This is a genomic window from uncultured Microbulbifer sp. (genome assembly GCF_913055755.1).
Taxonomy (GTDB): domain Bacteria; phylum Pseudomonadota; class Gammaproteobacteria; order Pseudomonadales; family Cellvibrionaceae; genus Microbulbifer.
The window spans coordinates 1-22,009 of the sequence record NZ_CAJXKH010000050.1 but is presented as its reverse complement, the minus strand read 5'-3'; the positions used below and the strand labels follow the sequence as shown (position 1 = coordinate 22,009).

38 protein-coding genes are annotated in these 22,009 nt (G+C 57.5%); 30 read left to right on the top strand and 8 right to left on the bottom strand.

Going from position 1 to position 22,009, the window contains the following annotated elements; all coding sequences use genetic code 11:
- From QZ511_RS10045 to QZ511_RS10010, 8 genes are all read right to left on the bottom strand, one after another.
- Entirely contained in the window at positions 1 to 219 is a 219-nt protein-coding gene (locus QZ511_RS10045) for a hypothetical protein (protein WP_295802175.1), read from the bottom strand.
- Positions 216 to 452, bottom strand: a complete 237-nt coding sequence (locus QZ511_RS10040; RefSeq protein WP_295802174.1) for a hypothetical protein — start codon at positions 450 to 452, stop codon at positions 216 to 218. The genes QZ511_RS10045 and QZ511_RS10040 overlap by 4 nt, the downstream gene beginning before the upstream one ends.
- Positions 452 to 1,198: a DUF551 domain-containing protein gene (locus tag QZ511_RS10035; RefSeq protein WP_295802183.1), complete on the bottom strand. Its 747-nt coding sequence runs from the start codon at positions 1,196 to 1,198 to the stop codon at positions 452 to 454. Before QZ511_RS10035 ends, QZ511_RS10040 begins: the two co-directional genes overlap by 1 nt.
- Positions 1,198 to 1,626, bottom strand: coding sequence for a hypothetical protein (locus QZ511_RS10030; RefSeq protein ID WP_295802173.1), 429 nt, complete (start codon positions 1,624 to 1,626; stop codon positions 1,198 to 1,200). The genes QZ511_RS10035 and QZ511_RS10030 overlap by 1 nt, the downstream gene beginning before the upstream one ends.
- Before the next feature lie 56 nt (positions 1,627 to 1,682).
- Positions 1,683 to 1,916 (bottom strand): hypothetical protein, encoded by a 234-nt coding sequence (locus tag QZ511_RS10025; RefSeq protein ID WP_295802172.1) that lies wholly within the window; start codon positions 1,914 to 1,916, stop codon positions 1,683 to 1,685.
- Positions 1,917 to 2,606: 690 nt separating this feature from the next.
- Positions 2,607 to 3,329 (bottom strand): hypothetical protein, encoded by a 723-nt coding sequence (locus tag QZ511_RS10020; protein WP_295802171.1) that lies wholly within the window; start codon positions 3,327 to 3,329, stop codon positions 2,607 to 2,609.
- 109 nt (positions 3,330 to 3,438) lie between these two features.
- Positions 3,439 to 4,296: an exonuclease domain-containing protein gene (locus QZ511_RS10015; protein WP_295802170.1), complete on the bottom strand. Its 858-nt coding sequence runs from the start codon at positions 4,294 to 4,296 to the stop codon at positions 3,439 to 3,441.
- The gene (locus QZ511_RS10010) at positions 4,293 to 4,724 is read right to left on the bottom strand and encodes a helix-turn-helix transcriptional regulator (protein WP_295802169.1); all 432 of its coding nucleotides are present in this window, start codon (positions 4,722 to 4,724) and stop codon (positions 4,293 to 4,295) included. The genes QZ511_RS10015 and QZ511_RS10010 overlap by 4 nt, the downstream gene beginning before the upstream one ends.
- Positions 4,725 to 4,813: 89 nt before the next feature.
- On the opposite strand from QZ511_RS10010, the gene QZ511_RS10005 reads away from it, so the two are divergent.
- From QZ511_RS10005 to QZ511_RS09860, 30 genes are all read left to right on the top strand, one after another.
- Positions 4,814 to 4,996: a Cro/CI family transcriptional regulator gene (locus QZ511_RS10005; RefSeq protein WP_295802168.1), complete on the top strand. Its 183-nt coding sequence runs from the start codon at positions 4,814 to 4,816 to the stop codon at positions 4,994 to 4,996.
- A 135-nt stretch (positions 4,997 to 5,131) separates the two neighbouring features.
- A complete protein-coding gene (locus QZ511_RS10000) occupies positions 5,132 to 5,329 on the top strand; it encodes a hypothetical protein (protein WP_295802167.1) in 198 nt (65 codons plus the stop codon).
- Positions 5,326 to 6,228, top strand: coding sequence for a helix-turn-helix domain-containing protein (locus QZ511_RS09995; RefSeq protein WP_295802166.1), 903 nt, complete (start codon positions 5,326 to 5,328; stop codon positions 6,226 to 6,228). Before QZ511_RS10000 ends, QZ511_RS09995 begins: the two co-directional genes overlap by 4 nt.
- On the top strand, positions 6,113 to 6,652 hold the full coding sequence (locus QZ511_RS09990) for a replication protein P (protein WP_295802182.1): 540 nt from the start codon (positions 6,113 to 6,115) through the stop codon (positions 6,650 to 6,652). Before QZ511_RS09995 ends, QZ511_RS09990 begins: the two co-directional genes overlap by 116 nt.
- 11 nt (positions 6,653 to 6,663) lie before the next feature.
- The gene (locus QZ511_RS09985; protein WP_295802165.1) at positions 6,664 to 6,930 is read left to right on the top strand and encodes a hypothetical protein; all 267 of its coding nucleotides are present in this window, start codon (positions 6,664 to 6,666) and stop codon (positions 6,928 to 6,930) included.
- Positions 6,930 to 7,187 (top strand): hypothetical protein, encoded by a 258-nt coding sequence (locus QZ511_RS09980; RefSeq protein WP_295802164.1) that lies wholly within the window; start codon positions 6,930 to 6,932, stop codon positions 7,185 to 7,187. The genes QZ511_RS09985 and QZ511_RS09980 overlap by 1 nt, the downstream gene beginning before the upstream one ends.
- 109 nt (positions 7,188 to 7,296) lie before the next feature.
- On the top strand, positions 7,297 to 7,524 hold the full coding sequence (locus QZ511_RS09975; protein WP_295802163.1) for a hypothetical protein: 228 nt from the start codon (positions 7,297 to 7,299) through the stop codon (positions 7,522 to 7,524).
- A 201-nt stretch (positions 7,525 to 7,725) separates the two neighbouring features.
- On the top strand, positions 7,726 to 8,283 hold the full coding sequence (locus tag QZ511_RS09970; RefSeq protein ID WP_295802162.1) for a hypothetical protein: 558 nt from the start codon (positions 7,726 to 7,728) through the stop codon (positions 8,281 to 8,283).
- Entirely contained in the window at positions 8,280 to 8,468 is a 189-nt protein-coding gene (locus tag QZ511_RS09965) for a hypothetical protein (protein WP_295802161.1), read from the top strand. The genes QZ511_RS09970 and QZ511_RS09965 overlap by 4 nt, the downstream gene beginning before the upstream one ends.
- Entirely contained in the window at positions 8,465 to 8,758 is a 294-nt protein-coding gene (locus QZ511_RS09960; RefSeq protein ID WP_295802160.1) for a Ref family recombination enhancement nuclease, read from the top strand. The genes QZ511_RS09965 and QZ511_RS09960 overlap by 4 nt, the downstream gene beginning before the upstream one ends.
- Positions 8,759 to 8,927: 169 nt before the next feature.
- Entirely contained in the window at positions 8,928 to 9,305 is a 378-nt protein-coding gene (locus tag QZ511_RS09955) for a hypothetical protein (RefSeq protein WP_295802159.1), read from the top strand.
- A gap of 688 nt (positions 9,306 to 9,993) precedes the next feature.
- A complete protein-coding gene (locus QZ511_RS09950) occupies positions 9,994 to 10,473 on the top strand; it encodes a hypothetical protein (RefSeq protein WP_295802158.1) in 480 nt (159 codons plus the stop codon).
- The gene (locus QZ511_RS09945) at positions 10,470 to 10,793 is read left to right on the top strand and encodes a phage holin family protein (protein WP_295802157.1); all 324 of its coding nucleotides are present in this window, start codon (positions 10,470 to 10,472) and stop codon (positions 10,791 to 10,793) included. Before QZ511_RS09950 ends, QZ511_RS09945 begins: the two co-directional genes overlap by 4 nt.
- The gene (locus QZ511_RS09940) at positions 10,790 to 11,239 is read left to right on the top strand and encodes a hypothetical protein (RefSeq protein WP_295802156.1); all 450 of its coding nucleotides are present in this window, start codon (positions 10,790 to 10,792) and stop codon (positions 11,237 to 11,239) included. Before QZ511_RS09945 ends, QZ511_RS09940 begins: the two co-directional genes overlap by 4 nt.
- Before the next feature lie 135 nt (positions 11,240 to 11,374).
- Positions 11,375 to 11,743, top strand: coding sequence for a D-Ala-D-Ala carboxypeptidase family metallohydrolase (locus QZ511_RS09935; RefSeq protein WP_295802155.1), 369 nt, complete (start codon positions 11,375 to 11,377; stop codon positions 11,741 to 11,743).
- Between the two features lie 60 nt (positions 11,744 to 11,803).
- Positions 11,804 to 11,992 carry a hypothetical protein gene (locus tag QZ511_RS09930; RefSeq protein ID WP_295802184.1) on the top strand — a complete coding sequence of 63 codons (189 nt, stop codon included), beginning with the start codon at positions 11,804 to 11,806 and terminating at the stop codon, positions 11,990 to 11,992.
- Positions 11,937 to 12,251 (top strand): HNH endonuclease signature motif containing protein, encoded by a 315-nt coding sequence (locus QZ511_RS09925; RefSeq protein WP_366935645.1) that lies wholly within the window; start codon positions 11,937 to 11,939, stop codon positions 12,249 to 12,251. Before QZ511_RS09930 ends, QZ511_RS09925 begins: the two co-directional genes overlap by 56 nt.
- A gap of 101 nt (positions 12,252 to 12,352) precedes the next feature.
- Positions 12,353 to 12,748 carry a hypothetical protein gene (locus QZ511_RS09920; RefSeq protein ID WP_295802154.1) on the top strand — a complete coding sequence of 132 codons (396 nt, stop codon included), beginning with the start codon at positions 12,353 to 12,355 and terminating at the stop codon, positions 12,746 to 12,748.
- Positions 12,741 to 14,567: a terminase TerL endonuclease subunit gene (locus tag QZ511_RS09915; RefSeq protein ID WP_295802153.1), complete on the top strand. Its 1,827-nt coding sequence runs from the start codon at positions 12,741 to 12,743 to the stop codon at positions 14,565 to 14,567. The genes QZ511_RS09920 and QZ511_RS09915 overlap by 8 nt, the downstream gene beginning before the upstream one ends.
- A gap of 2 nt (positions 14,568 to 14,569) precedes the next feature.
- The gene (locus QZ511_RS09910) at positions 14,570 to 15,175 is read left to right on the top strand and encodes an HK97 family phage prohead protease (RefSeq protein ID WP_295802152.1); all 606 of its coding nucleotides are present in this window, start codon (positions 14,570 to 14,572) and stop codon (positions 15,173 to 15,175) included.
- Positions 15,176 to 15,348: 173 nt separating this feature from the next.
- Positions 15,349 to 16,740, top strand: a complete 1,392-nt coding sequence (locus QZ511_RS09905) for a phage major capsid protein (protein ID WP_295802151.1) — start codon at positions 15,349 to 15,351, stop codon at positions 16,738 to 16,740.
- A 56-nt stretch (positions 16,741 to 16,796) separates the two neighbouring features.
- Positions 16,797 to 17,042, top strand: coding sequence for a hypothetical protein (locus tag QZ511_RS09900; RefSeq protein ID WP_295802150.1), 246 nt, complete (start codon positions 16,797 to 16,799; stop codon positions 17,040 to 17,042).
- A 2-nt stretch (positions 17,043 to 17,044) separates the two neighbouring features.
- Positions 17,045 to 18,409, top strand: coding sequence for a phage portal protein (locus QZ511_RS09895; RefSeq protein WP_295802149.1), 1,365 nt, complete (start codon positions 17,045 to 17,047; stop codon positions 18,407 to 18,409).
- Positions 18,402 to 19,115 carry a hypothetical protein gene (locus tag QZ511_RS09890; protein ID WP_295802148.1) on the top strand — a complete coding sequence of 238 codons (714 nt, stop codon included), beginning with the start codon at positions 18,402 to 18,404 and terminating at the stop codon, positions 19,113 to 19,115. The genes QZ511_RS09895 and QZ511_RS09890 overlap by 8 nt, the downstream gene beginning before the upstream one ends.
- Entirely contained in the window at positions 19,108 to 19,518 is a 411-nt protein-coding gene (locus tag QZ511_RS09885; protein WP_295802147.1) for a hypothetical protein, read from the top strand. Before QZ511_RS09890 ends, QZ511_RS09885 begins: the two co-directional genes overlap by 8 nt.
- Positions 19,515 to 19,853: a phage head closure protein gene (locus QZ511_RS09880; RefSeq protein ID WP_295802146.1), complete on the top strand. Its 339-nt coding sequence runs from the start codon at positions 19,515 to 19,517 to the stop codon at positions 19,851 to 19,853. Before QZ511_RS09885 ends, QZ511_RS09880 begins: the two co-directional genes overlap by 4 nt.
- A complete protein-coding gene (locus QZ511_RS09875) occupies positions 19,846 to 20,457 on the top strand; it encodes a hypothetical protein (RefSeq protein ID WP_295802145.1) in 612 nt (203 codons plus the stop codon). Before QZ511_RS09880 ends, QZ511_RS09875 begins: the two co-directional genes overlap by 8 nt.
- Before the next feature lie 181 nt (positions 20,458 to 20,638).
- A complete protein-coding gene (locus QZ511_RS09870) occupies positions 20,639 to 21,271 on the top strand; it encodes a hypothetical protein (protein ID WP_295802144.1) in 633 nt (210 codons plus the stop codon).
- Positions 21,272 to 21,321: 50 nt separating this feature from the next.
- Complete coding sequence (locus QZ511_RS09865; RefSeq protein WP_295802143.1) at positions 21,322 to 21,765, top strand: hypothetical protein; 444 nt, start codon at positions 21,322 to 21,324, stop codon at positions 21,763 to 21,765.
- The coding region (locus tag QZ511_RS09860) for a methyltransferase domain-containing protein (RefSeq protein WP_295802142.1) at positions 21,750 to 22,009 on the top strand (260 nt) is incomplete at its 3' end. The genes QZ511_RS09865 and QZ511_RS09860, both read left to right, overlap by 16 nt.

Below are 22,009 nucleotides of genomic sequence, written 5' to 3'. Positions count from 1 at the left end.
TCAGCTCAGCAGTTCCATTGCGGTGGGGGTGGCCTTCGGTGGCTCGCTCATACAGTTGTTGGTGGCGAACCAGTTTGCATCGACATAGGGCCGCCCGTCGATGATCTTGCCCCGCACCACGCCGCGCACGATCCAGTCGCACCACTGGCGGCGCCGGGGCGCAGCGGTGGGGGCGAAGAATTCGCGGTTGGCTTGGGTGTGGGTGATGAGTGCGCTCACACTTCCTCCGCGCCTTTCCAGCCTGAGCGTACCGCGGCATCCACGCGGCGGTAGCCTTCTTTGAGCAGTGCGAGATATTCCTGGTACTCCTCGCACAGTTCGTCATTGCACACCTGGCGGCCGCATTCGTTACATGCAGCCACCGGAGTTTTCGAATACGGGTCTTCCGCCTCGCAATAATCCAGGCATTCGCAGTTAGGGTGTATGCATGTGCTGTGCTTGTCGGCTCTCATCACTCCCCCTCCTGCTCTTCTGGTGGCGCTGGGAGTGGCATCCAGAAATACGCATCCATAGTCATTCCCGGTACTGTAAAACCCGAGAACTCGCCGGCACGATAGATACCGCCAAAAACTTTGCCATTTCCGTGCGGGTAGCACCCCGCCGGATTTGTCTTTGCAACGAAGGCGACGGATTGCCAATCCTCAGGCAACCGCTCCGCACAGCTAATCCACGGATCGTCGGGATGCTCTGATTTAGCCCACTCTTTCTGAATCTCTGGCCATGCGCCGCGGGCAGCCTGGATCACCGGGTGCTCGGGTTTGGTACCGTAATCAGTTACGGGAGCATCCGGTGCTTGCGGCAGTTCGGCCCAGTGGGTCAGTACGGTGGTGCCGATGGTGACGGCATGGGCCTCCAGTTCGTACTGATCGAACGGATAGGTTTCGATGGTGCCATCGCTCCAGTAGGTCAGGTACTTACCCGGCTCGGTGGGTGTTTCCTCGCTCCAGGCTTTCCACCCAAGCCAGCAGTGCCGGAGTGCGGTGTAGAGCTTGCGCCGCGTATAACCTGGATGTGCAATGCGGTATTCGCTCTCTGTCACATCATCCCATCCACCGAACTTTGATTTGAGCTGGTGCACAGGCTCCGCATTCTCTGCTTGTTGGGATAGGGCGTGCTCAAGTTCCTTCATCGCCAGCGTGTACCTACCGCGCTTAATGCACTCGACTGCTGCGACCATCGCCGCTTCTCTGCTATCCATCACGCCACTCTCTCCTGTTCTATGTGTTTATTGATAATCCAGTTTTCCAAATACTGCTCTGCCCGCTCGAAAAACCGCTGCTCGTCCTGCTTTTTGTCAAAACGCTTGGTCGGCAGAATCTCGGCGATCCATCCCCAGTCCACGATCAGCTTTTCATTCACCTCGCCGCGTATCCGATCCAGTACCGGCTGCACGTCTTCGGCGGTGTCGTTGATCCGCTGGCCCTTCGCCAGAAACAAATGGTGGCGGGTGTCGTAGTTGCCGTGCAGGTCTTTGATAATGACCACTACGGTTATCAGCCAGTTGTGCGAGAGCCGGCGTATCAGGTGATCGGCATTTCCGAGCCGCGCCAGTATGGTTTTGGTGGAGCGACTGCAATCTATTTTCATCTCCGCCTGGCCTTCGTCATCCAGACCGTTTGAGGTCATCGCAACCAACCGAAGGCCGGTCAGCCATAGGCGGATGTTTTTGTCTGATGGCTGTCTCACAGCGCCTCCTGCACAAATCTCTGCACCTGCGGCAGTTCCCGTCGCTCGATGAGCGTGTCTGCCAGCACCTGGTCCAGCGGGTTGCGCAACGACTGGCGAGCGATGACCCGCGCGTTGCGGATCAGGTCGATGTTGCGGCCGGCCCGGTGCAGGTCTTTGATGGCGCTGCGCAGTTGGTGCGGCAGGCGCATCCAGCGCTGTTGGAATTTGTGTTCGAATTCTGTGCCCATTATTTTCGTACCCACTTTGCCCGCTGCCGGCGTTTTTTCTGGCTGACCGTGTTCGGCTTATCGGCCGAGGCTTCCGAAATAAGAAATCGGCTCTCGTTCCATCTGTTCACCTCAATGCCTACAGATGCTGACAAAGCTGCAGCACACGCCAGTACAATGCTTCCTCTCATATATCCCCCGGTTAATTGGTGCCGGTTACGCTTCCGGCGTTGGCCTATCGTGCCAACCGTTCCCCCGGCGATTCACAAGTGGCACTTGCTCATTCGTTGGCCCGGCGTTTTCACGGCCTTCTGTGCTCCGGCGGCAGCCCCTGACAAGCGGGTCTTGAGTCGCTTTTACGCAGACGGGGCGGCTCCCGTTTCTCGACCGCCGCTGTGTTACTTCGCCCAGCGTCATTGGTTGCCCTGATACGGTTAGTGGCTTTTCGCTATTGCAACGGTTCAGGCGCTGCGCTCGCCCGAGAAATCATTTCCAAAAATGGCCCCGTACCCGCCGCCCAATGCCTTGGAGTGGTTAAACTGTATTGCCCCTCTGTCGGCACTGGCGGGGCTACCAGCGTACGTTGTGGCTTGCCTTGCCGATTAGTGCCGCGGATCTGCCCGTTATTCCCACAATTGCAGTTGCGGGGTTTGCGCCGGGCAAGCGACCCGACTCTGCAGCAGTGGCGCGCATCGGCCATGCGCGGGGTTGTTAGTGCACCGCGGCGGCTGGCAGCGGCTCTTCTTTGTCTGGCTGCTCTGGGCTCGGATTCTGGGTTGGGAATGGGATGGCCTCGCCGTCTTGCACGTCGTAGATCGGCAGCTCGCCGAATACGCGCAATGCGTCTTGGAAGTTCAGTTCTCGGCAGGCTTCTTCCAGGGTGATTACTTCGGCCTGTGGGGGTGCTGCGAGTATTTCGTTACTGAATTCGGCGGCGATGGCGGTGCATTCGTCGGCCCATATTTCGCGATGGTTGTGGCCTGCTGGGTAGGGGCAGGGGGCGGCGCCGGTGCGGTGGAATGCGGACCACACGGCGCGGCGGATGGCCTGCTCGTCTTCGACGGTGACGATGGGGAGTTTTGCCTTGGCGTTGGCGTGCTCGAGTTCGTTCATTGCGCCGTCGATGCCAACGATGAGGCGGTCGAACCCTTCCTGGGTGCATAGGTCTCCGGCCTGCACGGTTGCCTGGTACAGGTAGTTGTGGGCGTTCTGAACCTCTTTGCTGCACTTGAGGTCTTCGTAGCAGTCTGTCTGCTCGTACATGGAGTGCACGACGGTTGCGATGTGCTTGATGCTGCTCTCGGCAAAATTGAGGCGCTGCTCGTCGGTCTGACCTGCGTTGTAGGCCACGGCTAGCGCTTCATTGGTGCGGCGGATCATCTGAATGATGGTTGAGATGGTTTTGCGTAGTTCGGTGAGTTGGGTGGTGGTCATTTCGCGCTCCAGCTATTTCCTTGTCTGAGTTGATTAAAGCAAGCTTTAAAATCGATGTAAAGCATGCTTTATAGAATGGCACAAAAAAAAGCCCCTTGGGGCTTCGAGGTCATTCCTCTGTCGCAAGTATCAACTCCCTGAACTCATACTCGTCGATGATCCTAATGTGGTGCCCGGTGCTGGCCAACTCTTCCGCCTTGCGGTGCTTTGAGCTCTTCGCGTGTCCTTTTGTTGCGACAAGGTCTTGCTCCCCAACCACAACATAGTCCACCTTTTTGCTAACGCTCGACTTCACCGAGATGCCAGCCGACTGTGCGAGGTCAGCGGCCTCAGTCTTGCTGATTGATATTTTTCCGGTGAAAACGATAGCCTTCCCAAACAGCGGTCCTTCTGGGTTTCCGTCGCGAGTCACAGCCTTTGGATAAGGGTTGCTTTTTTTAGTTTCGCCTCCCGATGGTAGGCCTGAGAAAAGCCCGCTTTCCGCGGCCAGGAATACTTGGCCGCATGCAGCTGCGTCCTCAATCGCATCATGGTGCTTGAACTTATACCCAATGAATTCACACAGGGTGTCGAGCTTAAACCCCCCGGTATATCCGGCGGGAGCCTGCGACCTTGCCGCGGCAGCAGAATCGATCCATTTTGGCTGCGGTGTTTTAAGTGAGTGCTTTCGGCAAGCTTGTTCGATGGCTTGAACATCAAAGTCCGAATGGCTAATGCAGACCTTTCCGTGCAGTAGTCGGTAGAGTACGGGGTAAATTTGCGGGAAGGTTTTCTCTCCGCGAACCTCGACTGACGAAATGCCATGGATTCTGGTGTTAATGGCCTGAAAACCCTCTTCTGGATCAACGAGCGCGCTCCAACCTCCTGTCATTTTCCCGTCAACGTATCGCGCTATGCCTATTTGGCAGATCGATCCTCTTGATTGATTTGCTGTTTCAATATCAACGGCCAAAAACTCCCTAGTCATCCGTGCCACTCCTCATGGCGAGTCATTAGCTGAACCAGCTCGCGAATGGCCTTCAGGTGCTGAGTCGTCAGGAACCCTTTATCGACCCCCAGTTCGATCATCGATATAAGCGTGGCCTCTTCAGATGACCTGCTACGGGAAGGCGGTTTACTGATGCAGTACTCGGCCATTGGCTCGGAAACGCCACTAGAATGCTCGTCATCGATTGATCTGGCCGTGACCGGCTGGCGACCGGTTATTAGCCACTCAATGCTCAGCCCCGTCGCCTTTGCTGTCGCCAGAACATTGGACGCCGCGGGATTCTTCGTGCTCCCGCTTTCCCACTGTGAAACCGCTTGGACGCTTACACCACAAGAGCGGGCAAGCTCCGACTGAGTCAGCCCGGCCTTCTCGCGCGCCTGTTTCATCCGATCGTTAATACTCGTCATAAAGCAATCTTTACCTAAACTGGCTTAAGCATGCTTGCGCCCATATTGTTAAGCATGCTTTAATTTGATCACCAAACGAGGAGCGGCAAGTGACCAAGCAAGAAGCAATCAATCACTTCGGTAGCGCGAAGAGCCTGGCTGAAGCATTGGGGGTGAAACCTCAGGCGGTATCTCAGTGGAGCCAAATTCCTGCGCGCCGACAGTACGAGCTGGAGAGGCTCACGAATGGCGGCCTGAAGGTGGATGAAGAGTTGATTGGCTCTGCCGCCTGAAAAACATAGTCGATAAAACGGATAACAACATGCAATACGAGCTTACCGCTTTGGGGATAACCGTCTGCTTGCTGGGCATCTTTGCGATCGTCCTGGCGGAAATGGCAGACGATTACATCGGTGGGGGTGATTACTGTGGCTGGTGAGAGTTTCATCGAGGTGCGAGAGGTTCCCGGCGCGGTGGTGCTGGTGGTGGATGGCTCGTTTAAGCTCTCCCTGTCTGCGAAAGACGCATCGGGACTGGCTGGGCGTATGTACGGTATCGCGGTTCGTGTGGCGCTTCAGGAGGCGCTTGCGAAGGCTGAGGCGAATCGTCAGCGGGGTGAGGCGTGAGCGATAAGCGCGCATTCGAAGGTGTCTGGATACCGGCAGAGCTTTGGCTCTCCACTGGCCTGAGCCTGCAGGAAAAGGTGATGTTGGTAGAGATCAAGAGCCTGTGCGCGGACTCCACTCGCGGCTGTTTCAAGTCGAACAAGGCGTTCGCTGAATTCTTCGGTCTGTCTGCTTCTCGTGTCTCCGAAATCATCTCCAATCTTGAGAAAAAAGGCTTCATCCGCGTTGCTCAAAAACGGGACGGAAAGCGCATTGTCGAGCGCAATATTTTCGTCCTCAAGGGGTATTCGGAATCCCGAAGGGGGTATTCGGAAAACACGGCGAACCCTATTCGGAATGTCGAAGGGGGGTATTCGGAAAACGCTGAAGAGAGCAGTACAGTTAAGAGCAATACAAATAGAGGTAATATTGGGGCGCGCAAGCGCGCCGCTGGCAAACCGAAAAATTCGAGCGCTTTGGATTTCTCATCCTGGCCAACCCAACCATCCGCACAAGTCCTGTCCGACTGGAAAACCACTCGGAAGGCTCCGCTGACTCAAACCGCTGTTGATCGACTCGCTCCGGAGATGGCCAAGGCCGCTGCCGCTGGCTTCTCCGTGGACGAGTGCCTGGCGGTGGCCTGCGAGCGCGGTTGGCGCGGTTTCAAATTCGAATGGTTCCTGAATCACAACAACGCACAGGGAGGGGCATCTGGTGCAAGCAACACCATCGACCACGACGACACGAGCTGGTTCGACGCCGAATTCGGCGGCGGAGCTGGTGAACACGCTGTTCCGGCGCCTGGTGGCGATCAAGCCCGGTTGGCGGGCGGCCTTTACGCCGGAGGAGATCGGGACGGCCAAAGCGGAGTGGACGCGGGCGTTTATCCAGGCGGGCATCGAAGACTGGGCCGTGATTGAGCGCGCGCTTGACGAGCTGCGGCTGCAGCCGGGCCCGTTCCTGCCCAGCACCGGGGATTTCATCGCCCTCTGCCGCAGGGCGCAGCTGACCCACTGGCGGGTGCCGACGGAGGCGGAGGGGTTTTCGCAACTGCAGAAGTTTTTCGGACCGCGGGGTGTGAAGCGGGATTTCACGAAGCTGAACCCGGCGGTGTACGCGGCGTACTGCCGGTTGGATTGGGGCTTGCTGAGCGGCCAGCCGACGCCGGTGCAGCGCAAGGGGTTTGCGGAGGCGTGGAAGGTGGTGCTGGAAGACATCCAGATGGGCCGCCCGCTGCCGCAGCCGATGCCGCCAGAACGGCAGATTGAAAGCGACGAACGAGCGCTGAGCAAAGAAGAAAACGCGCGGAAGCTGGCTGAGCTTCGCGCACAACATGGACTTTGAGGGTAACCACTGTGACGACATTGACCGACGTGATTAACAGCCGCCAGCCATTCGAAAGCCCGCGTGTGCGGCTGACCGAGAAGGCCCGCGAGTCGATTGCGGATGACGTGGAGGCGTTTCTGCGCCGCGGCGGAAACATTCAGCGGGTGCCGATGGGGGCGTCTGCGTTTGAGTTGCGGGCCGAGCGCGCCAAGTGCGGCAAGACCCGCTACACCAAGCGCCAGATCGTGCATCTGACGGTGAGCCACAAACCGGACCCGAAGGGGAGGAAAGCGTGATGGTTGCGGATACCAGCCTGCTGGCGAACGGCAAGGTCAATAAGACTGCCCAGTGCGTGCGCGTGCTGGGGATGCTGAAGAAATGGAAACACGGCCGCACCAATAGCGAACTCGCCTCGGTGCTGAGGTTGCCGCAGGGCACGGTAGCCGGGCGCATCAACGAACTGAAGAAGTCCGGCGCGGTGCGCGAGATCGGCCGCCGCCGCTGCCTGATTACCGGCCACACGGCGAAGATCCACCAGGTGGTGGAGTCATGAGCCCGCGGGAGCGCCGCGAGCGCCTTTGGCTGGCGGTTGAGGGTATCGGTTACCTGCTGGTGCTGATGGGTGTGTTCGGTTACATCGCTGCGCTGGAAGGGGTGCAGCCATGAACTGGTTTAGCCTGCTGTTTGCCTGTTCGGCGCTGTACCTGGCCGCCCTGAACTACTTCAAGCCGGTACCGGAGAACCTGGGCGCGAAGGGCTGGGAGTGGGCGGAGATGAGATGCGCCAAGCGCGGCGGCATCAAAGGATTCAAGATTGTCAAAATGCGCTATGTGACCGTGGTTTGCGGTGATGGTGATGGGGCTATGGCTGAGTGGGGGGTAGAGAAATGAGCGATATTGTCGGTAAATTATACGTTTCTGATAAGGAATTGACGGTCAGGTGGAGCTGTTCCAGGGCAACGATTTGGCGGTGGAGTAAAGAGGGTTTGATTCCCAAGCCTTACAAGATTGGCGGAAGCACAAGGTGGAAACTATCTGAAATCCTCGATTACGAGTCGAAGCTGAAGCATCACGACGAGGAGTGGCCGCGTGATGAATAAATTACTTTACTGGCTGACCGGCCGCCTGCCGGTGCGATTCATCAATCTGGACTCCGGCCCCTACCTTGAGCGGTACTACCTCGGCCAACTGTTCGGTATTACGTTTTACCTGCACCGCTTCGTCTCCAGCGACAGCGAACGCCATTTGCACAACCATCCGTGGGGGTGGGGTGGCAGTTTGATCCTGTGCGGCAGCTACGAGGAGGAGCGGGCGCTTGACCTGTGCCCCGCGGCTGGCCCTGCTGGCTGCCTCACTGAGCGCGTGCGCCGCCGTTGGTACAACCAGGTGAATGGGAACACGATCCATCGCATCCATGACGCGGCGCCGGGGACTTGGACGCTGTTTTTTCATGGGCCGAGACAGATGGTTAGGCGACCAAGCAGGCATGTACCCGGAAAGTTCGCGCTGGCACCAAAGGGTTGGGGGTTCTTCGAGCAGCGCGAACTGATTAGCGAATATCGCACTGAGTTCGTTGAGCATCAGATTAGCTATGGGGAGTGGTGGCTCACCGCCCCTAAAGGCATCGATGCCGGGAGGGTGCCGCTGTGATCGAGATTATCGAAACCAATTACACGCTAAAGGCAACTGAGCCGGAACTGCGCGCGCTATGTAAAGGTATTAGCTGTCTTGAGCTTTATGGCGATCAAGATCCAGAGCTTGAAATGGCTGAACTTTCCGACGGCGAGCGTCAAGTTCTGCGCCTCTTGCGCGCACAGCTGGGCAAGTTCATATGAAAAAGGCCGAAAGCGAGCATCTAGACGCAGTGGCCGCCCTGGGCTGCATCGTATGCCGGAACCTTGAGCTGGGCGAGACCCCGGCCGAGATTCACCACATACGATCCGGCCAGGGCCGCAAGCGCGCGACGCACTTCGAGGTTATCCCGCTATGCCCCCACCACCACCGCCTGGGTGGCTACGGTGAGGCCTTCCACGCGGGGCCGCAGATTTGGCAGAAGCGGTTCGGGCCGGAGGAGGTGTTGCTGCAGCAGGTTCGAATTGAGTTGGGAATGGAGGTGGAAGATTGAACAGAAGCGTTTCGCTTGAGCGCCGAATTGAGAGCGCCACAAGACGTTGGGATTCGTATATGAGTTTCGCCAGCCCGAAGCGGCTCGTTGTCCATCCGGATGATTGGTATCTGCTGGGGTGCCCGCTCCACTGGGAGGGGGTTCCGGTAAAGCCGTTGGGTATCACTCTGTGAGTCACCTGGAAGAAGCACTCCGCCTACAGCTCCGCTATCTGGAGGCGCGGCCAGGCGAACAGGAATACCGCTTCGGCGCCATGGCATCAGGCGGTACCGGAAAAGGCCTCCGCAAGCGGTTACTGGATCATGGTCTCAAAGACTGGCGCTTTGACTTTGCATGGCCTGATCTGATGTTCGCCGTAGAGGTAGAGGGCGGTGCCCACATCGGCGGCCGGCACAACAGGGGCACAGGATTCGAGGAAGATTTGACCAAATACCACCACGCGATGCGCCTGGGGTGGACGGTCTACCGATGCAGTGCGCCGTTAATCAACAGTTGGGAGGCTGCGAAGCTGATTAAGGCGCTTTTGGATGATATGAAAAACGGCTGAAACCCGCGTGGGAGTATGTCTGAGACAGAGTTTGGTATCTGTGAGGGGGCAGTATGCAGGGTGATAATTGGGTTGTGGATGCGTTGCGCGATTGGGGGTTTCGATGCTGTGGTGAGGCAGGCGCCGAGATTGATTACCCTAGACAGGCGAATTTTGCACGCTCGATACGAGATCAGTTCAGGGTGGATGATGGGTGGATGCCGCCAATGCCAGTTACTGAGTTGGCGGAGGATGTTGATAGGGCTGTGCGTTTCGTTAAAGGTCGGTGCGAAAAAGAGGGGGAGGTGCTTAAGCTGCTCTATTTGCGGAAGATGTCCGAGCGAAAGGCGTGTAAGTTTCTGGGGGTGAATAACAACCAGCTCCGGAATTTGCGAAGCACGGCGGAGCGGACGGTGGAGATGTACCTCACCATGAAATGCAGGCGCACCGCTGAGGATTTCAATCCTTCGCTGTTAATGTTTGCGTAGGGCTTGCATGCTGCATCATAAAGTGGTTATTCTTAGGCAAGTTGCGGTTTTACCGCTCAAGATTCAAGAAACCGGCCTCGAGCCGGTTTTTTTGTGCCTGTCACTCTCACAGGGTGAAACTCAAAAGCCCTTGCCCACTCCCACAGGTGGGCTTTTTTATTTTTGCCGGAGGTGATCGTCGTGACTAAGCCAACCAAGCCGCCGAAGAAGTCTGGTCAGAAGTGATTCAGTTTTTTGGCTATGCGGCGATGGCGGTGTGTGCCGCTGTCGCTGTGTATGCGCTGTGGTTTGGGCGGGAGCGTACGGCGCTGGTGGCGCTGGCGTATTTGCTGGCGTATGAGGGGCTTTTCCATTTTCTGGTGGCGGTTGGTCACTATTCGCTGGTGCCGTATATGTCGCTGGCGGTGGCGATCGATTGGTGGTTTTTCTATCTGTTCCTGGCGCGCGGCGCGCGGCTTTCGGCCGGTGCGTGTGTTCTGAGCCTGTTTTATGGCGGGCTGACTGTTATTGAGGATCGTGTAAGCGGGTCTCTGCTATACGGGTTCTACGAATATGTCGGCATGGCGGTGTGCCTGCTGATTCTGTTCGATGGAGTGAGCCGTGCCCGCTGTCTTGAACATCATTCTGTTGGCCATCGTTGGTCTTTGTATGGGTGGTTTGTTGGTCGAGTTGTACAAGCTGCTAAGAAGGCGAAGGGATGACCGAAAGTATCGTGGCTCTGCTGGGGAAGATCCTTAATTACGTTTGGCTGGTGTTTTTGGCGGGTTCAGGTGGTTATCTCAACTATCTGATTGAATGCCAGAAAGAGGGTAGTAAGCCGAGCTTCCGTGATGGCCTTATCAAGATTTTCGGGGCCGCCTTCACCGGCGTTATCGCTATTTATGCCTGCCTTTACTTTGATGTTGGCGTGTTCGGTATGGGCATGATTGCGGGCATTTGTGGGTATGGAGGCCCTTTGCTGTTGGACTTTGCATTGAGCCTGGTGAAGGCGCGAGCCAAGGCGATGGTGAAACCGCAATGATTTCTCGCATTGTTGGATTTTCTGCGTTTGTGCTGATGGTGGCGCTGCTGTTGATGCACAACACCGGCACGATCAAAGAGCAGGCCGAAATCAACGGTGCGCAGGCGCAGGCGATTGCTCAGAAAGAGCAGGCCATTGAACAAGCGAGGCAGATGGCGGCAGAGGCCGACCGCAAGCGGGAAGCGGCAGAGGCGCAGCGCCTGGCAGATCTTCAGCTTCTGGCTGAGGCTGAAAAGACCGCACAGGAAAGCATGAGCAGGATTAACCAGCTGCTCGCAGAGAATTCGAGGCTTGAGCATGAAGTGGAAGAAGTGCGCGAGTGGCGTTCTCTTGGCCATCCTGATGATGTTCGCCGGATGCGCAACGCCGCCATCACCAATGGTGCCACCGGAGCCGATCATCGTGACGGAGACGGTCTACCGGTTGCCTCCGGAGTCGCTGATTAAGTTGTGCACCCCGCCTGAGTACCGCGGCCATACGAATGGCGAGTACCAGGACCACGGGGATGCGGCGTTGGCGTTTCTGACGGACTGCAATCGGCAGAATCATGAGCGGTTTGGTAAGTGGCTGGAGAATAACCGGTGATTGAGAATCCCTACTTCAGCAACGATGAACTGAAGTGCTCCTGCTGTGGTGAGAATAAATTCAATGACAACACGCTGCGCCGGCTGATTGCTGTGCGTGAGCAGGTCGGCCCGATGGTTATCAGTAGCGGTTTCCGCTGTGAGGCCTACAACACCGCCAAGGGCTACACCCAGACCCACGCCACGGGCCAAGCCGTCGATGTGCGCATCGCCGGTGGTGATGCATTGCGCGTTGTGGGTATGGCTATTCGTGCCGGCTTCACTGGTGTCGGCGTGAGCCAGAAGGGCGACTGGGCTGGACGGTTCATCCACCTGGATGACCTCACCGCAGACCAGGCGCCACGCCCCGCCATGTGGAGCTACTGATGCCCTGCTCAGCCTGCGCCCGTCGGCGCGCGAAGATCAAACACTATTGGAACCTTGCCCGTGACAGAGCAAAACGAGCAGCTGGTCTCAGGGCTGCGAGAGCAAACAGCAGCAATCACAGCGCTGACGGAATCAATGAATCGCTTGGCGAACAGCAACGCGATGCTGGCTCAGGCAGTGATGCAGTTGGTTGATGATGGTGGAGAAGAACCGCAAACCACCTACCTCGATGGCAGGCCGTTGGGGTAACGGTAGAGGCGGCAGACCATGGCGACGCAAGCGTGATGCAGTAGCACTGCGCGACCAGTACACATGCCAGCTATGCGGCAAGGTCACCGAAGAGGGTGATGCAGACCACATCAAGCCGGTAAGCCAAGGCGGTACGGATGACATGGACAACCTGCAGTGGTTGTGCAGAGAGCCATGTCACAGAGATAAAACGGTACGCGAATCAGGTGGCACGCCAGTCGCTGAGATAGGCCCAGATGGATGGCCTGTAATAGGGTAGGGGGGGGGAGGTAAATGAAAAATATTCTCACCAAGCGGACACCGCGCCCGAAGTTAATTTTTCGCAATGCCAGATTAATGTTCTGGATTTGGTAATTTGACATGGCCACAAGAGGAGCGAAGCCCAAGCCGTCCGCACTTCGGGTGGTGGATGGGACCAGGCGGGGGGACCGCCACGGCACCGAAAAGGAATTGCGCGAAAAGGCTGAAAAGTCCAAGCAGTCCTTCGGTGAACTGAAAAAACCGACCGGCATGAAGGGCGACGCGCTCAAGGCCTGGAAAAGTTTCATTGAACCGGCCACCTGGCTGGATGGGAGCCGCCTGCCTGCAGCAATCGCATTCTGCGAACTGTGGAATGAGTTCCGCGTAAACCCGATGGGTTTCCCGGCTTCGAAGCACGGCCAGATGCGCGCCTACATGAGTGAGCTCGGCCTCACCGATGAGCGCAACCGCTCAGATTCGGAAGAAAAAGACGAGGATGAATTCTTTGATGACTGACCGCGTGACAGCCTACGCAAAGGCCGTCATTGCCGGTGACATCATCGCTGGGCCGCATGTTCGAAACGCCTGCCAGCGTCACATTGACGACCTGAAGCGAGAAGACATTCACTTCGATCTTGATGGGGCAAACCGGGCTATTCGGTTTCTGGAAACAAAACTGAGACTGAGCGAAGGGCAATTCGAGGGCCGCGCCTTCAAATGCCAGCCAGCGCAAGACTTCATTATGGGGTCACTGTTCGGTTGGAAACGGTTGGATGGAACAAGGCGCTTCCGTCGCGCCTACATCGAGCAGGGGAAGGGCAACGGTAAGAGCCCTCTTGCAGGCGGGATTGGCCTCTATGGATTGATGGCTGATGGCGAAGCCGGAGCCGAGATTTATTCCGCTGGCGCCACCAAAGAGCAAGCCGGAATCCTTTTCCGGGATGCGGTCAAAATGGTCGATAAATCCCCCGACCTGGACAAACGACTCAAGCGCAGCGGCGGCCCCGGCCGGGAATACAATCTCGCCTACCTGAAAAAAGGCTCATTTTTCCGCCCAGTATCGCGTGAGACCAAAAAGACCGGATCCGGCCCGCGGCCACACTTCGCACTGATTGACGAGCTCCACGAGCACCCAGACGGCGGCATCATCGAGATGCTAGAGCGCGGCTTCAAATTCCGCCGCCAGCCCCTGCTATTCATGATTACCAACTCCGGAAGCGACCGGAACAGCGTCTGCTGGCAGGAACATGAATGGGCGGTGAAGGTCGCCGCCGGCAACCAGGACGCCCCGAACGATACGAGCTATCAGGGCGAGATTCTGGACGACACCACATTTAGCTACGTATGCGCGCTGGATAAAGACGACGACCCACTGAACGATCCAAGCTGTTGGATAAAAGCCAACCCGCTGATGGATGTCACCATCACCGAAGAGTATCTGGCCGGCGTCGTCGCCCAGGCAAAGAACATACCGTCAAAGCAAAACGGCATCCTGCGCCTGCACTTCTGCACCTGGACAGACGCAGAAGCCGCCTGGATGAGCCGGGAAGTAGTTGAGCCGTTACTGCAGGACGTAAACACAGCAGAGCACCACGGCAAAGACATCTGGCTCGGTCTCGACCTCTCACAAAACCGAGACATAACCGCCATGGCCGCGGTCGTGCATACCGGTGATGTCGAGGTCGAAGCGGTCGACAAATCAGGTAAATCCGTAATCCTGAAGAAGCCCACCTTTGACGCATGGATTGAAGCCTGGACACCAGGCGACACCATGGCAGCAAGGGCAGAGCGGGACAAAATCCCATACCCGCTATGGCACCAAGGCGGCCACATACACGCCCCCGCCGGCGAAAACATCAGCTACCGGCATGTAGCTCAAACCATGGTCGAATACGACCGCGACTACCGGGTAAGAATGGTCGCCTATGACCGTTACGCCTTCCGCCGGCTGGAAGAAGACGCCCAAGAGCTCGGCCTTAACTTGCCGTTTGTCGAGCATCCCCAGGGTGGCGTCAAAAAGGGCAAGCCCACCGCAGAGATGGAGGCCGCGGCAAAGCAGCAGAACAAACAGGCCGATGGCCTATGGTTCCCCGGGTCGCTCCGGATGCTTGAAGACGCCATGCTCGAAGGTCGGGTCAGGTTCAAGAGAAACCCAGTCCTTGTATCAGCCGTCATGTCCGCCGTCACAGAGATGGACAAGTGGGACAACCGCTGGCTGGCCAAGCAGAAATCGATTAACAAGATCGACGCAATCGTCGCCATGGTCATGGCCTTCGGCGCCGCCAATGCCGTCTCGCTGGAAAAGAAACCTCTGAAAATGTTCGTACTGGGATAACCATGAAAGCCTACAGTCTCATGCAAGTGAAAGCCGTAGATGATGAAAAACGCATCATCACCGGCATGGCCACCACCCCAACGCCAGACCGCGTAGGCGACGTGGTAGAGCCCGCGGGCGCCGTATTCCGTGGCCCAATCAACCTGCACCTGTACCACAAGCATGATTTGCCCGTGGGCAATGTAGAGTTTGGCAAGGCCACCAAAACCGGAATCCCGTTCACCGCAACCCTGCCGCACGTGATCGAAGCCGGCAACGTCAAAGACCGTGTTGAAGAGGCGTGGCATTCCGTCAAATACAAACTGCTGGGCGCCGTCAGCATTGGTTTCCGTGCCATGGAAGATGGTGTCGAACTGCTGAAAAGCGGCGGCCTGCGTTTCACCAAATGGGAAATGCTGGAACTGAGCCTCGTATCCGTACCGGCCAACCCAGAAGCCATGCTCTCAAGCTTCAAATCTGCCGACCCAGCAGGCATCCGCTCAGAGCTTGGAGTCACCGCCGGCGACGACAAAGAGCGCCAGCAGCTCATTAACAAAGCCATGGGGGGCGCCATCACACTGGCAAAAGCCCCACCATCGCACCCGGGTTCAATCACCCTAAAGAAATAACTCAAGGCCGCACATCGCGGCCTTTTTTGTGTGCGTAGCCCGAGCCTAACCGGGCGCATTCCGCGATAGCCGTACCAGTTTGCCCTGGTACCGCGAATTCGCTGGTGACTGTCTGGAGACAGCCAAACGCACTGCCTTTTGGCAGAGCCATTCAAAAATTGAGGAAAACAGCAATGAATATTGCACAGCAAATCGCGGCGCTCGAAGCGACCCGCAAAGAAAAGGCCGCACGCCTCGAAGAAATCACCCAGAAGTCGATTGACGAAGCACGCTCACTGGACGACGCCGAAGCGCAAGAGTTCGACAGCGTAGAGCTGGAAGTCAAACGCCTGGACGACGACCTTGCCCGCTTCCGCAAACTGCTTGCAATGCAAGCGGATAACGCGAAGTCCGTGGAGACCGAAGGCAAAAAAGCCGCAGCCCAACCGCTGAGCTTCAAAAGCCTTGATGTGCGCGCCAAGCACAACGAGAAACTGGAGCCCGGCGTAGGCATGGCCCGCTTCGCCCGCGTAAAACTGCTGTCGCACATTGACGCAGAGCCCGTGGACAAGGTAGCCAAGAGCCTCTATCCGCACGATGAAGGCCTGCAGACCGTTATCAAAGCCCCCGTAGACGCCGCGCATACGCAGGACGCCAACTGGGCAGGCAACCTGATTAACGAAGGCAGCATGTTCGCCGACTTCGTAGAGTTCCTGCGCCCGCGTACCCTGCTAGGTCAAATCGAAGGCCAGCTGCGCCGCCTGCCGTTCGACACCCCGGTATTGATTCAAAACTCCGGCGCAACTGCTAACTGGGTTGCAGAGGGCGACGCCAAGCCGGTCACCAAGTGGTCTTGGACTCGCACAAAGTTGGCACCGTTGAAAGTTGCCGCTATTGCCGCCGCGACTGAAGAGCAGCTGCGCCGCGCATCCGTAGCCGCTGACATGCTGTTCCGTGACGAGCTGGCCCGCGCAGTAGGCTCCACCATCGACACCACCTTCGCAGATCCGTCTGTGGCAGCTGTTGCCGATGAAAGCCCCGGTTCCATCTTCAACGGTGTAACCGGCCTCACCCCGAATGGTGATACCGGCATTATCGGCGTCCGCTGTGACATCGCAGAAATGCTCAACGCCCACAACGATGCAAACCTCAACTTTGATGGAATGTTCTGGGTAATGAGTGGCCGCAACGCCATTGCTCTGTCCCAAATGACCAATGAAATCGGCAACATGGCCTACCCGACCGTAACCCCAACGGGCGGCACCTTGGCAGGCTTCCCAGTGTATGTCTCCAACTATGCGCCAACCGATTCCACTGGATCGTTTGTCGCACTGGTGAAAGGCAGCGAGATCTTCATTGGTGATGAAGGCGGCTTCGATGTGCGCGTATCCCGTGAAGCCTCTCTGCTCATGGACAACGCTCCCAACATGAACAGCACCACCCCGACAGGCGCATCACTGGTTAGCCTGTGGCAAACCAACAGCGTCGGCTTCCTGGTGGAGCGGTACATCAACTGGGCGCGCCGTCGTGATGCCGCAGTGGCATGGATGAACGTCGCATGGGATGCCTGCGAAGTTGTTAGCTAAGGTTGGCAAACAGAACGGGGTCACAATGTGGCCCCTTTCTTAATCCAGGGCAAACCATGAAAGTAAGAATGCGAACCGGGCATGTTCGAAACCTTCCGGTCTTCCGTGCAAAAGCCCTCATGCGCACCGGCGCCGCCATGGAATACAGCACCCGAGAGATGCGCGCCGAAGAACCGCCAAAGCAGGATGAAGAACTGCAGCAACTCCGGGTGGAATATCAGCAGGTATCCGGCAAACGCGCCTACCACGGCTGGGACGAAGCCACGCTTCGCCAAAAAATCGAAGCCGCAAAAGAGAGCTGACATTGAAAATCTTCGGTTTCGAGATCGGCCGTAAAAAGGCCCTGCACAGCGTCCCGAGCAAAGGGCTGTGGCGCAGCGTCATGGAGACCTTCGCTGGCGCCTGGCAGCGCAATCAGGAAGAGCAGATCTGTGATGTGCTCTGCTATCCAACGCTATACGCCTGCATCAGCCTGATTGCTCAAGACATCGCAAAGCTGCCCTACATGCTCATGGGCAAAAGCGGCAACATCTGGGTAGAAACCACCAACCCAGCTTACGACCCCGTATTGCGCAAGCCGAACTATTTCCAAACCGCACAGCAGTTCCGTGAGTCGTGGGTATTGTCCAAGCTACTCCACGGCAACACCTATGTTTTGAAGGTGCGCGACAACCGCCAAGTTGTCACCAGCTTATTTGTTCTCGATCCCTGTCGCGTGCGGCCAATGGTTTCAGACAGCGGCGACATCTTCTACGAGATGTGCGGCTATAACGGATGGAACGACCTGCCGCCAATGCCGGAAGGGCTCGCAGAGAGAGACGGCAACGTCATCCTGCCCGCCTCAGAAATCATTCACGACCGGTGGGATACCTTCCACCACCCACTGATTGGCGTCCCGCCCTTGTGCGCCGCCAACTGGCCAGCAGTCAAAAACCTCAAGATCCTGAAGAACGCCACCGACTTTTTCGGCAACGGGTCCAACCCCGGCGGCATCCTCACTGCCCCAGCGGGAATGAGTGACGAGGACGCGAAAGCGCTCAAAGAATATTGGAATACCAATTTTAGCGGCAAGAACTCCGGCAAAGTCGGCGTCATTGGTTCCGACATGAAATTCACCAGCTTCGCCTTCCGCGCTGCAGACAGCCAGCTCGTGGAGCAGATGCGCTACAGCGACGAACAAATCGCCCAGGCCTTCCGCATCAAGCCCTACAAAGTGGGCATCACCGCGCCACCAGCTGGATGGAAATCCGACGACATCAACGTCGAATACCATGACTCAGCTCTAAGCCCAATCATCGAGGCTATGGAAGATCTACTGGTGGAAGGCCTAAGCATCAAACCGCCCCTGCGCGTCCAGCTAGATGCGCAGCCCCTGTGGCGCATGGACCAAGGCAAGCAGGCCGAAGTCGCCAACACTTTGGTTGGCGGCAAAATATCAACCCCAGACGAAGCCCGTGCGCGCTTTAACCTCGCCCCAACCGGCGGCGGTGACACCCTGTGGGGTCAACATCAGGACTACCCGCTGGGAGTTCTTGCAGAGCGCAACGACCTTGCCCCGGTAGAGCCGCAAGTTGTTGAGCCGGAAGAAACCGAAGAGCAGCGCGAGTTAAAAATGGAACTCAACAGAATGAAGGCCATCCGGGCCGCACGAGAGGCCGTCAGTGCTTGATCCAATCCAGTTTGGCAAAGACATGGGCGAGCTCATCCGTGAAGCCGTAGCCCCACTGAAACAGCAAATCGCCGACCAGCAAAAACGTATCGACGAGCTGCAAGCGCGCAAGCCTGAGCCAGGCCCGAAAGGTGAAGACGGGAAAGACGCCGACCCGGTAGAAATCACCCACGAAGACATCGCCAAAGCCCTGCGGGAAGACCCCAGTCTGCTGCGTGATGTGGTAACAGAATACCTTAAAGCCCACCCGCCCAAAGACGGCGAGGATGGAAAAGACGGCATCGGCCTCACAGGTTTCTTGGTAAACCGTGACGGCCACCTGGTAGGCACCACCAGCGACGGCAAGTGTCACGACCTCGGTCAAGTCGTCGGAAAAGACGGCGCCAGCTGGGAAGGCGCCAGCATTGATTTCGACGGTGAAAAATCCCTGATTCTCCGCGCCAAAGATGGAACCGAGCAGCTCATCAAAACCAGCCTGCCTAGAGACAAAGGCTACTGGCGCGACGGCATGACTGTAGAGAAAGGGGATTTTGTCACGCACGATGGCTGCCTTTGGGTAGCCCAGAAAGACACCAATGACCGCCCAGGCTATAAAAAAGACGCATGGCGCATGGCAGTTCGGAAAGGACGCGACGGCACCACCAGCGTGAAATACAAAGACGATCCGAGTAAGCCCGTAAAGCTGCAGGGCAAAACCGATGATTGAATTTGTCACCCAGGCGGAAGCAGAAAACCACCTGCGCATTGATTCCAACGACAGCATATTCGATGCCCCGTGGCTTGCAGTTTTCATTCCAGCAATCAGCGAAGCGGTCGTCGAATGGGTAAAAGACCCAGATAAGCTCTACATCCCCGAGTATGACAGCAACGGCGACCCCGTAATCGACAGCAACGGTGAGCCAGTGCCAGACCTGGACAGCAACGGGCATCCCCAGCCAAAGCCGCTGGTAAAGGCCGCAGTACTTATAGAGCTTGAGCGGCAATACCGAAGTCGAGGCGGTGAAGACGATACCTTTGTCGAAGACTTCGGCAACGCCGGTTATGGCTATGTGCTCGGCCGCGGGTCGGTCGCGCTACTCACCTCACTAAGACGGTCAACAGTCGCATGAGATTGAGATCCGGCGAGCTGCGCCACCGAATATCGATCGAGCGTCAGCAGAAAACCCAAGACCCGGTAACCGGTGAGCAGGAAGTCAACTGGGTTCTGCTGTCAATCCGGAGCGCCGCCGTGGTGCCGGTCAGTGGCCGCGAGTTCCTACAGTCACAAGCAACGCAGGCCCAAATCACTGCGCGCTTCAAGCTGCGGAAAACCGACGTAACCTCAGAAGACCGAATCGTTTTCCGCGGCGGCATTTATAATATTCACGCGGTACTTCCAGACCCGGACAGCGGTCTCGAATACATCAATCTCATGGCAAGCCAAGGGGTGAACGAAGGTGAGTGATGAAACCAAGCGGCGGATTTTCGGAGCGCCGAGCGTTCAGCATGACGACATCCCGGGGAACCTAGTTCCTGCAGTCGTTGCTCTTGTCCCCGGTGACCTGCTAACAGACGAAAACGGCCCAAACCGCCGCCTGCGCGTAGACGTAGCCCAAACCGGATTCTTCGCCGGCCGAGAGTTCCGCACCTTCCGCGAATTCGCAACAGCGTTTACCGGCACATACATTGTTAAGGTCATTGCCCCCGTTGACTACATCATTTTTGAGATAGGCGCGGAGTGCGACGGCGGCCAGATTCGGCTTGAGAGTGTGGCTGGCGGAACAGAAGGCGGCAGCTTCGCTGAAACGCTCCCCGTCATCCCCCGCAACAGCATGCTTGACGCCCCGGCACATGCTCCGCAGCTTGAGCTCACCGCGGGCGGCACCCTAACCGGTGGCACCACCCTTGACGTATTGAGGCTGAAGACGGACACCAACTCCCAGCGCCGCTTCTCGATTGGTGAAAACATCAATAGTGAGCGTGGAAACGGCCCCGGCACAATCTACCTTCGCGCCACCTGTACCGATTTCACCGGCGTGATTCGCGGCTGGTGGGAAGAACGTCCATGAGAAGAAAATCAGTTTTGGCCATTTTCTTTTTTATGGGGTGGATGATGTTAACTTCTGCATTTTTCGCAGATCAGTTAACCATGAAGGTTGCCGCCATAATTCTAGGAGTTATTTGGCTTTCAGGTTTCTGTTCACTTTGCTGGCTCACTCATATCGAACCGAAGGATTCAACCGGTCCTCGATGACGGACTGGACCATAGCCGTCTGCATTGCCAGCGGCCCCAGCCTCACGGCTGAGGACTGCGATCAGGTGAGGCAATCCGGTCTGCCCACCATTGTCACCAACAACACCTGGCAACTGTGCCCATGGGCGCACACGCTCTATGCCATGGACCGAGCATGGTGGAGCCAGTACGGCGAGCGGGCCAAACACTTCGCCGGCAACAAGGTCACCGCCGTGCGCGGCGCCAAGGTTGCCGAGCATGTGGCATTCCAGCATGGGCGTAATTCCGGCTACGGTGCCATCGCACTGGCGGCCAAGTGGGGCGCAAGGCGCATCATCCTGCTGGGTTACGACTGCCAATTTACCGGCGGCATGCGCCACTGGCATGGCAACCACGAAAAGGGCCTCGGCAATGCCGAGAAGATCCGCAACTGGCCAAATGAATTCGCCCGGCTGCAAAAGCGCATGAAGAGCGAAGGCCGCGAAGTCATCAACTGCACAAGGGAAACCGCGCTCACGTGTTTTATACAGGCCCCGCTCGGCTGGACACTCGCCCAGCCGTTATCGTTGCCAGCGGCCCCAGCGCTGCCGGGTTCCAGCCACCCAAAGGCTGCATCTGCATCGCCGTCAATGGCGCCATTGAGCGCGTAAAGGCCACACACTTTTTCACCCTCGACCCGAGCGAGGCCAACATCCGCCGCATGCGCCAGCGCAAAGACGGCGTGAAGTACGCCGCCGCGGTCGAGCCGCAGCACGACATCCCAATGGGCGTCGAGCGCTTCCACCGCACCCGCGGCGTCATGCCGGAGCCGGCAGAGAAAGGCAGCCCGCAATGGTGGCTGTGGCGTTGGAGCGGAAAAACCGGCCTGCACAGCATGGTCGGCAGCATCAACAGCGGCAACAGCGCCTGGGGCGCTCTGCAATGGGCCTACAAAATGGGCTGCAGAAAAGTCGCCATCGTCGGTGTAGACGCGAACCAGGAAGAGCGCCTCGAAGGCGGAAAACCGAACAACCTGAGCCACCTGCCGCTCCTGTTCGAATCCGCCCTCGGTAATCCAAATTTTGAATTTATCAACTGCGGTGCCATGCAAAGCAAAGTCCCGCAGATGAGTATTGAGGAAGGCATGCAATGGCTGATGCAGTAACCACCGAAGAGCGCGAAAAATACCAGACCATGTGGGCAGACCCGCGCTACAGCGAGCGGTCCCCCGGTATGCGGTTTCTCGATGACGCGCTGACACAGCTCAACATGCCCATGGGCGCCTCCGTGATCGACCTCGGTTGCGGTACCGGGCGCGTGGCGGCGGAACTGAAGGCGCAGGGGTTCGACGTGACCGCGCTGGATATTGCCGACAACGCTGGCGCCGAGTTCGATGGCGAATTCATCTG

Coding starts and splice junctions, on each gene's coding strand:
- QZ511_RS09925 (WP_366935645.1), top strand. CDS start 11,937: ATGATGGTGGAGAAGAACCGCAAACCACCTACCTCGATGGCAGGCCGT.
- QZ511_RS09870 (WP_295802144.1), top strand. CDS start 20,639: ATGACGGACTGGACCATAGCCGTCTGCATTGCCAGCGGCCCCAGCCTC.
- QZ511_RS10030 (WP_295802173.1), bottom strand. CDS start 1,626: ATGACCTCAAACGGTCTGGATGACGAAGGCCAGGCGGAGATGAAAATA.
- QZ511_RS09885 (WP_295802147.1), top strand. CDS start 19,108: ATGATTGAATTTGTCACCCAGGCGGAAGCAGAAAACCACCTGCGCATT.
- QZ511_RS10020 (WP_295802171.1), bottom strand. CDS start 3,329: ATGACCACCACCCAACTCACCGAACTACGCAAAACCATCTCAACCATC.
- QZ511_RS09910 (WP_295802152.1), top strand. CDS start 14,570: ATGAAAGCCTACAGTCTCATGCAAGTGAAAGCCGTAGATGATGAAAAA.
- QZ511_RS09980 (WP_295802164.1), top strand. CDS start 6,930: ATGGTTGCGGATACCAGCCTGCTGGCGAACGGCAAGGTCAATAAGACT.
- QZ511_RS09975 (WP_295802163.1), top strand. CDS start 7,297: ATGAACTGGTTTAGCCTGCTGTTTGCCTGTTCGGCGCTGTACCTGGCC.
- QZ511_RS09865 (WP_295802143.1), top strand. CDS start 21,322: ATGCGCCAGCGCAAAGACGGCGTGAAGTACGCCGCCGCGGTCGAGCCG.
- QZ511_RS10015 (WP_295802170.1), bottom strand. CDS start 4,296: ATGACTAGGGAGTTTTTGGCCGTTGATATTGAAACAGCAAATCAATCA.
- QZ511_RS09880 (WP_295802146.1), top strand. CDS start 19,515: ATGAGATTGAGATCCGGCGAGCTGCGCCACCGAATATCGATCGAGCGT.
- QZ511_RS09960 (WP_295802160.1), top strand. CDS start 8,465: ATGAAAAAGGCCGAAAGCGAGCATCTAGACGCAGTGGCCGCCCTGGGC.
- QZ511_RS09920 (WP_295802154.1), top strand. CDS start 12,353: ATGGCCACAAGAGGAGCGAAGCCCAAGCCGTCCGCACTTCGGGTGGTG.
- QZ511_RS09940 (WP_295802156.1), top strand. CDS start 10,790: ATGATTTCTCGCATTGTTGGATTTTCTGCGTTTGTGCTGATGGTGGCG.
- QZ511_RS09970 (WP_295802162.1), top strand. CDS start 7,726: ATGAATAAATTACTTTACTGGCTGACCGGCCGCCTGCCGGTGCGATTC.
- QZ511_RS09905 (WP_295802151.1), top strand. CDS start 15,349: ATGAATATTGCACAGCAAATCGCGGCGCTCGAAGCGACCCGCAAAGAA.
- QZ511_RS10010 (WP_295802169.1), bottom strand. CDS start 4,724: ATGACGAGTATTAACGATCGGATGAAACAGGCGCGCGAGAAGGCCGGG.
- QZ511_RS09945 (WP_295802157.1), top strand. CDS start 10,470: ATGACCGAAAGTATCGTGGCTCTGCTGGGGAAGATCCTTAATTACGTT.
- QZ511_RS10035 (WP_295802183.1), bottom strand. CDS start 1,198: ATGGATAGCAGAGAAGCGGCGATGGTCGCAGCAGTCGAGTGCATTAAG.
- QZ511_RS10025 (WP_295802172.1), bottom strand. CDS start 1,916: ATGGGCACAGAATTCGAACACAAATTCCAACAGCGCTGGATGCGCCTG.
- QZ511_RS09900 (WP_295802150.1), top strand. CDS start 16,797: ATGAAAGTAAGAATGCGAACCGGGCATGTTCGAAACCTTCCGGTCTTC.
- QZ511_RS09915 (WP_295802153.1), top strand. CDS start 12,741: ATGACTGACCGCGTGACAGCCTACGCAAAGGCCGTCATTGCCGGTGAC.
- QZ511_RS10040 (WP_295802174.1), bottom strand. CDS start 452: ATGAGAGCCGACAAGCACAGCACATGCATACACCCTAACTGCGAATGC.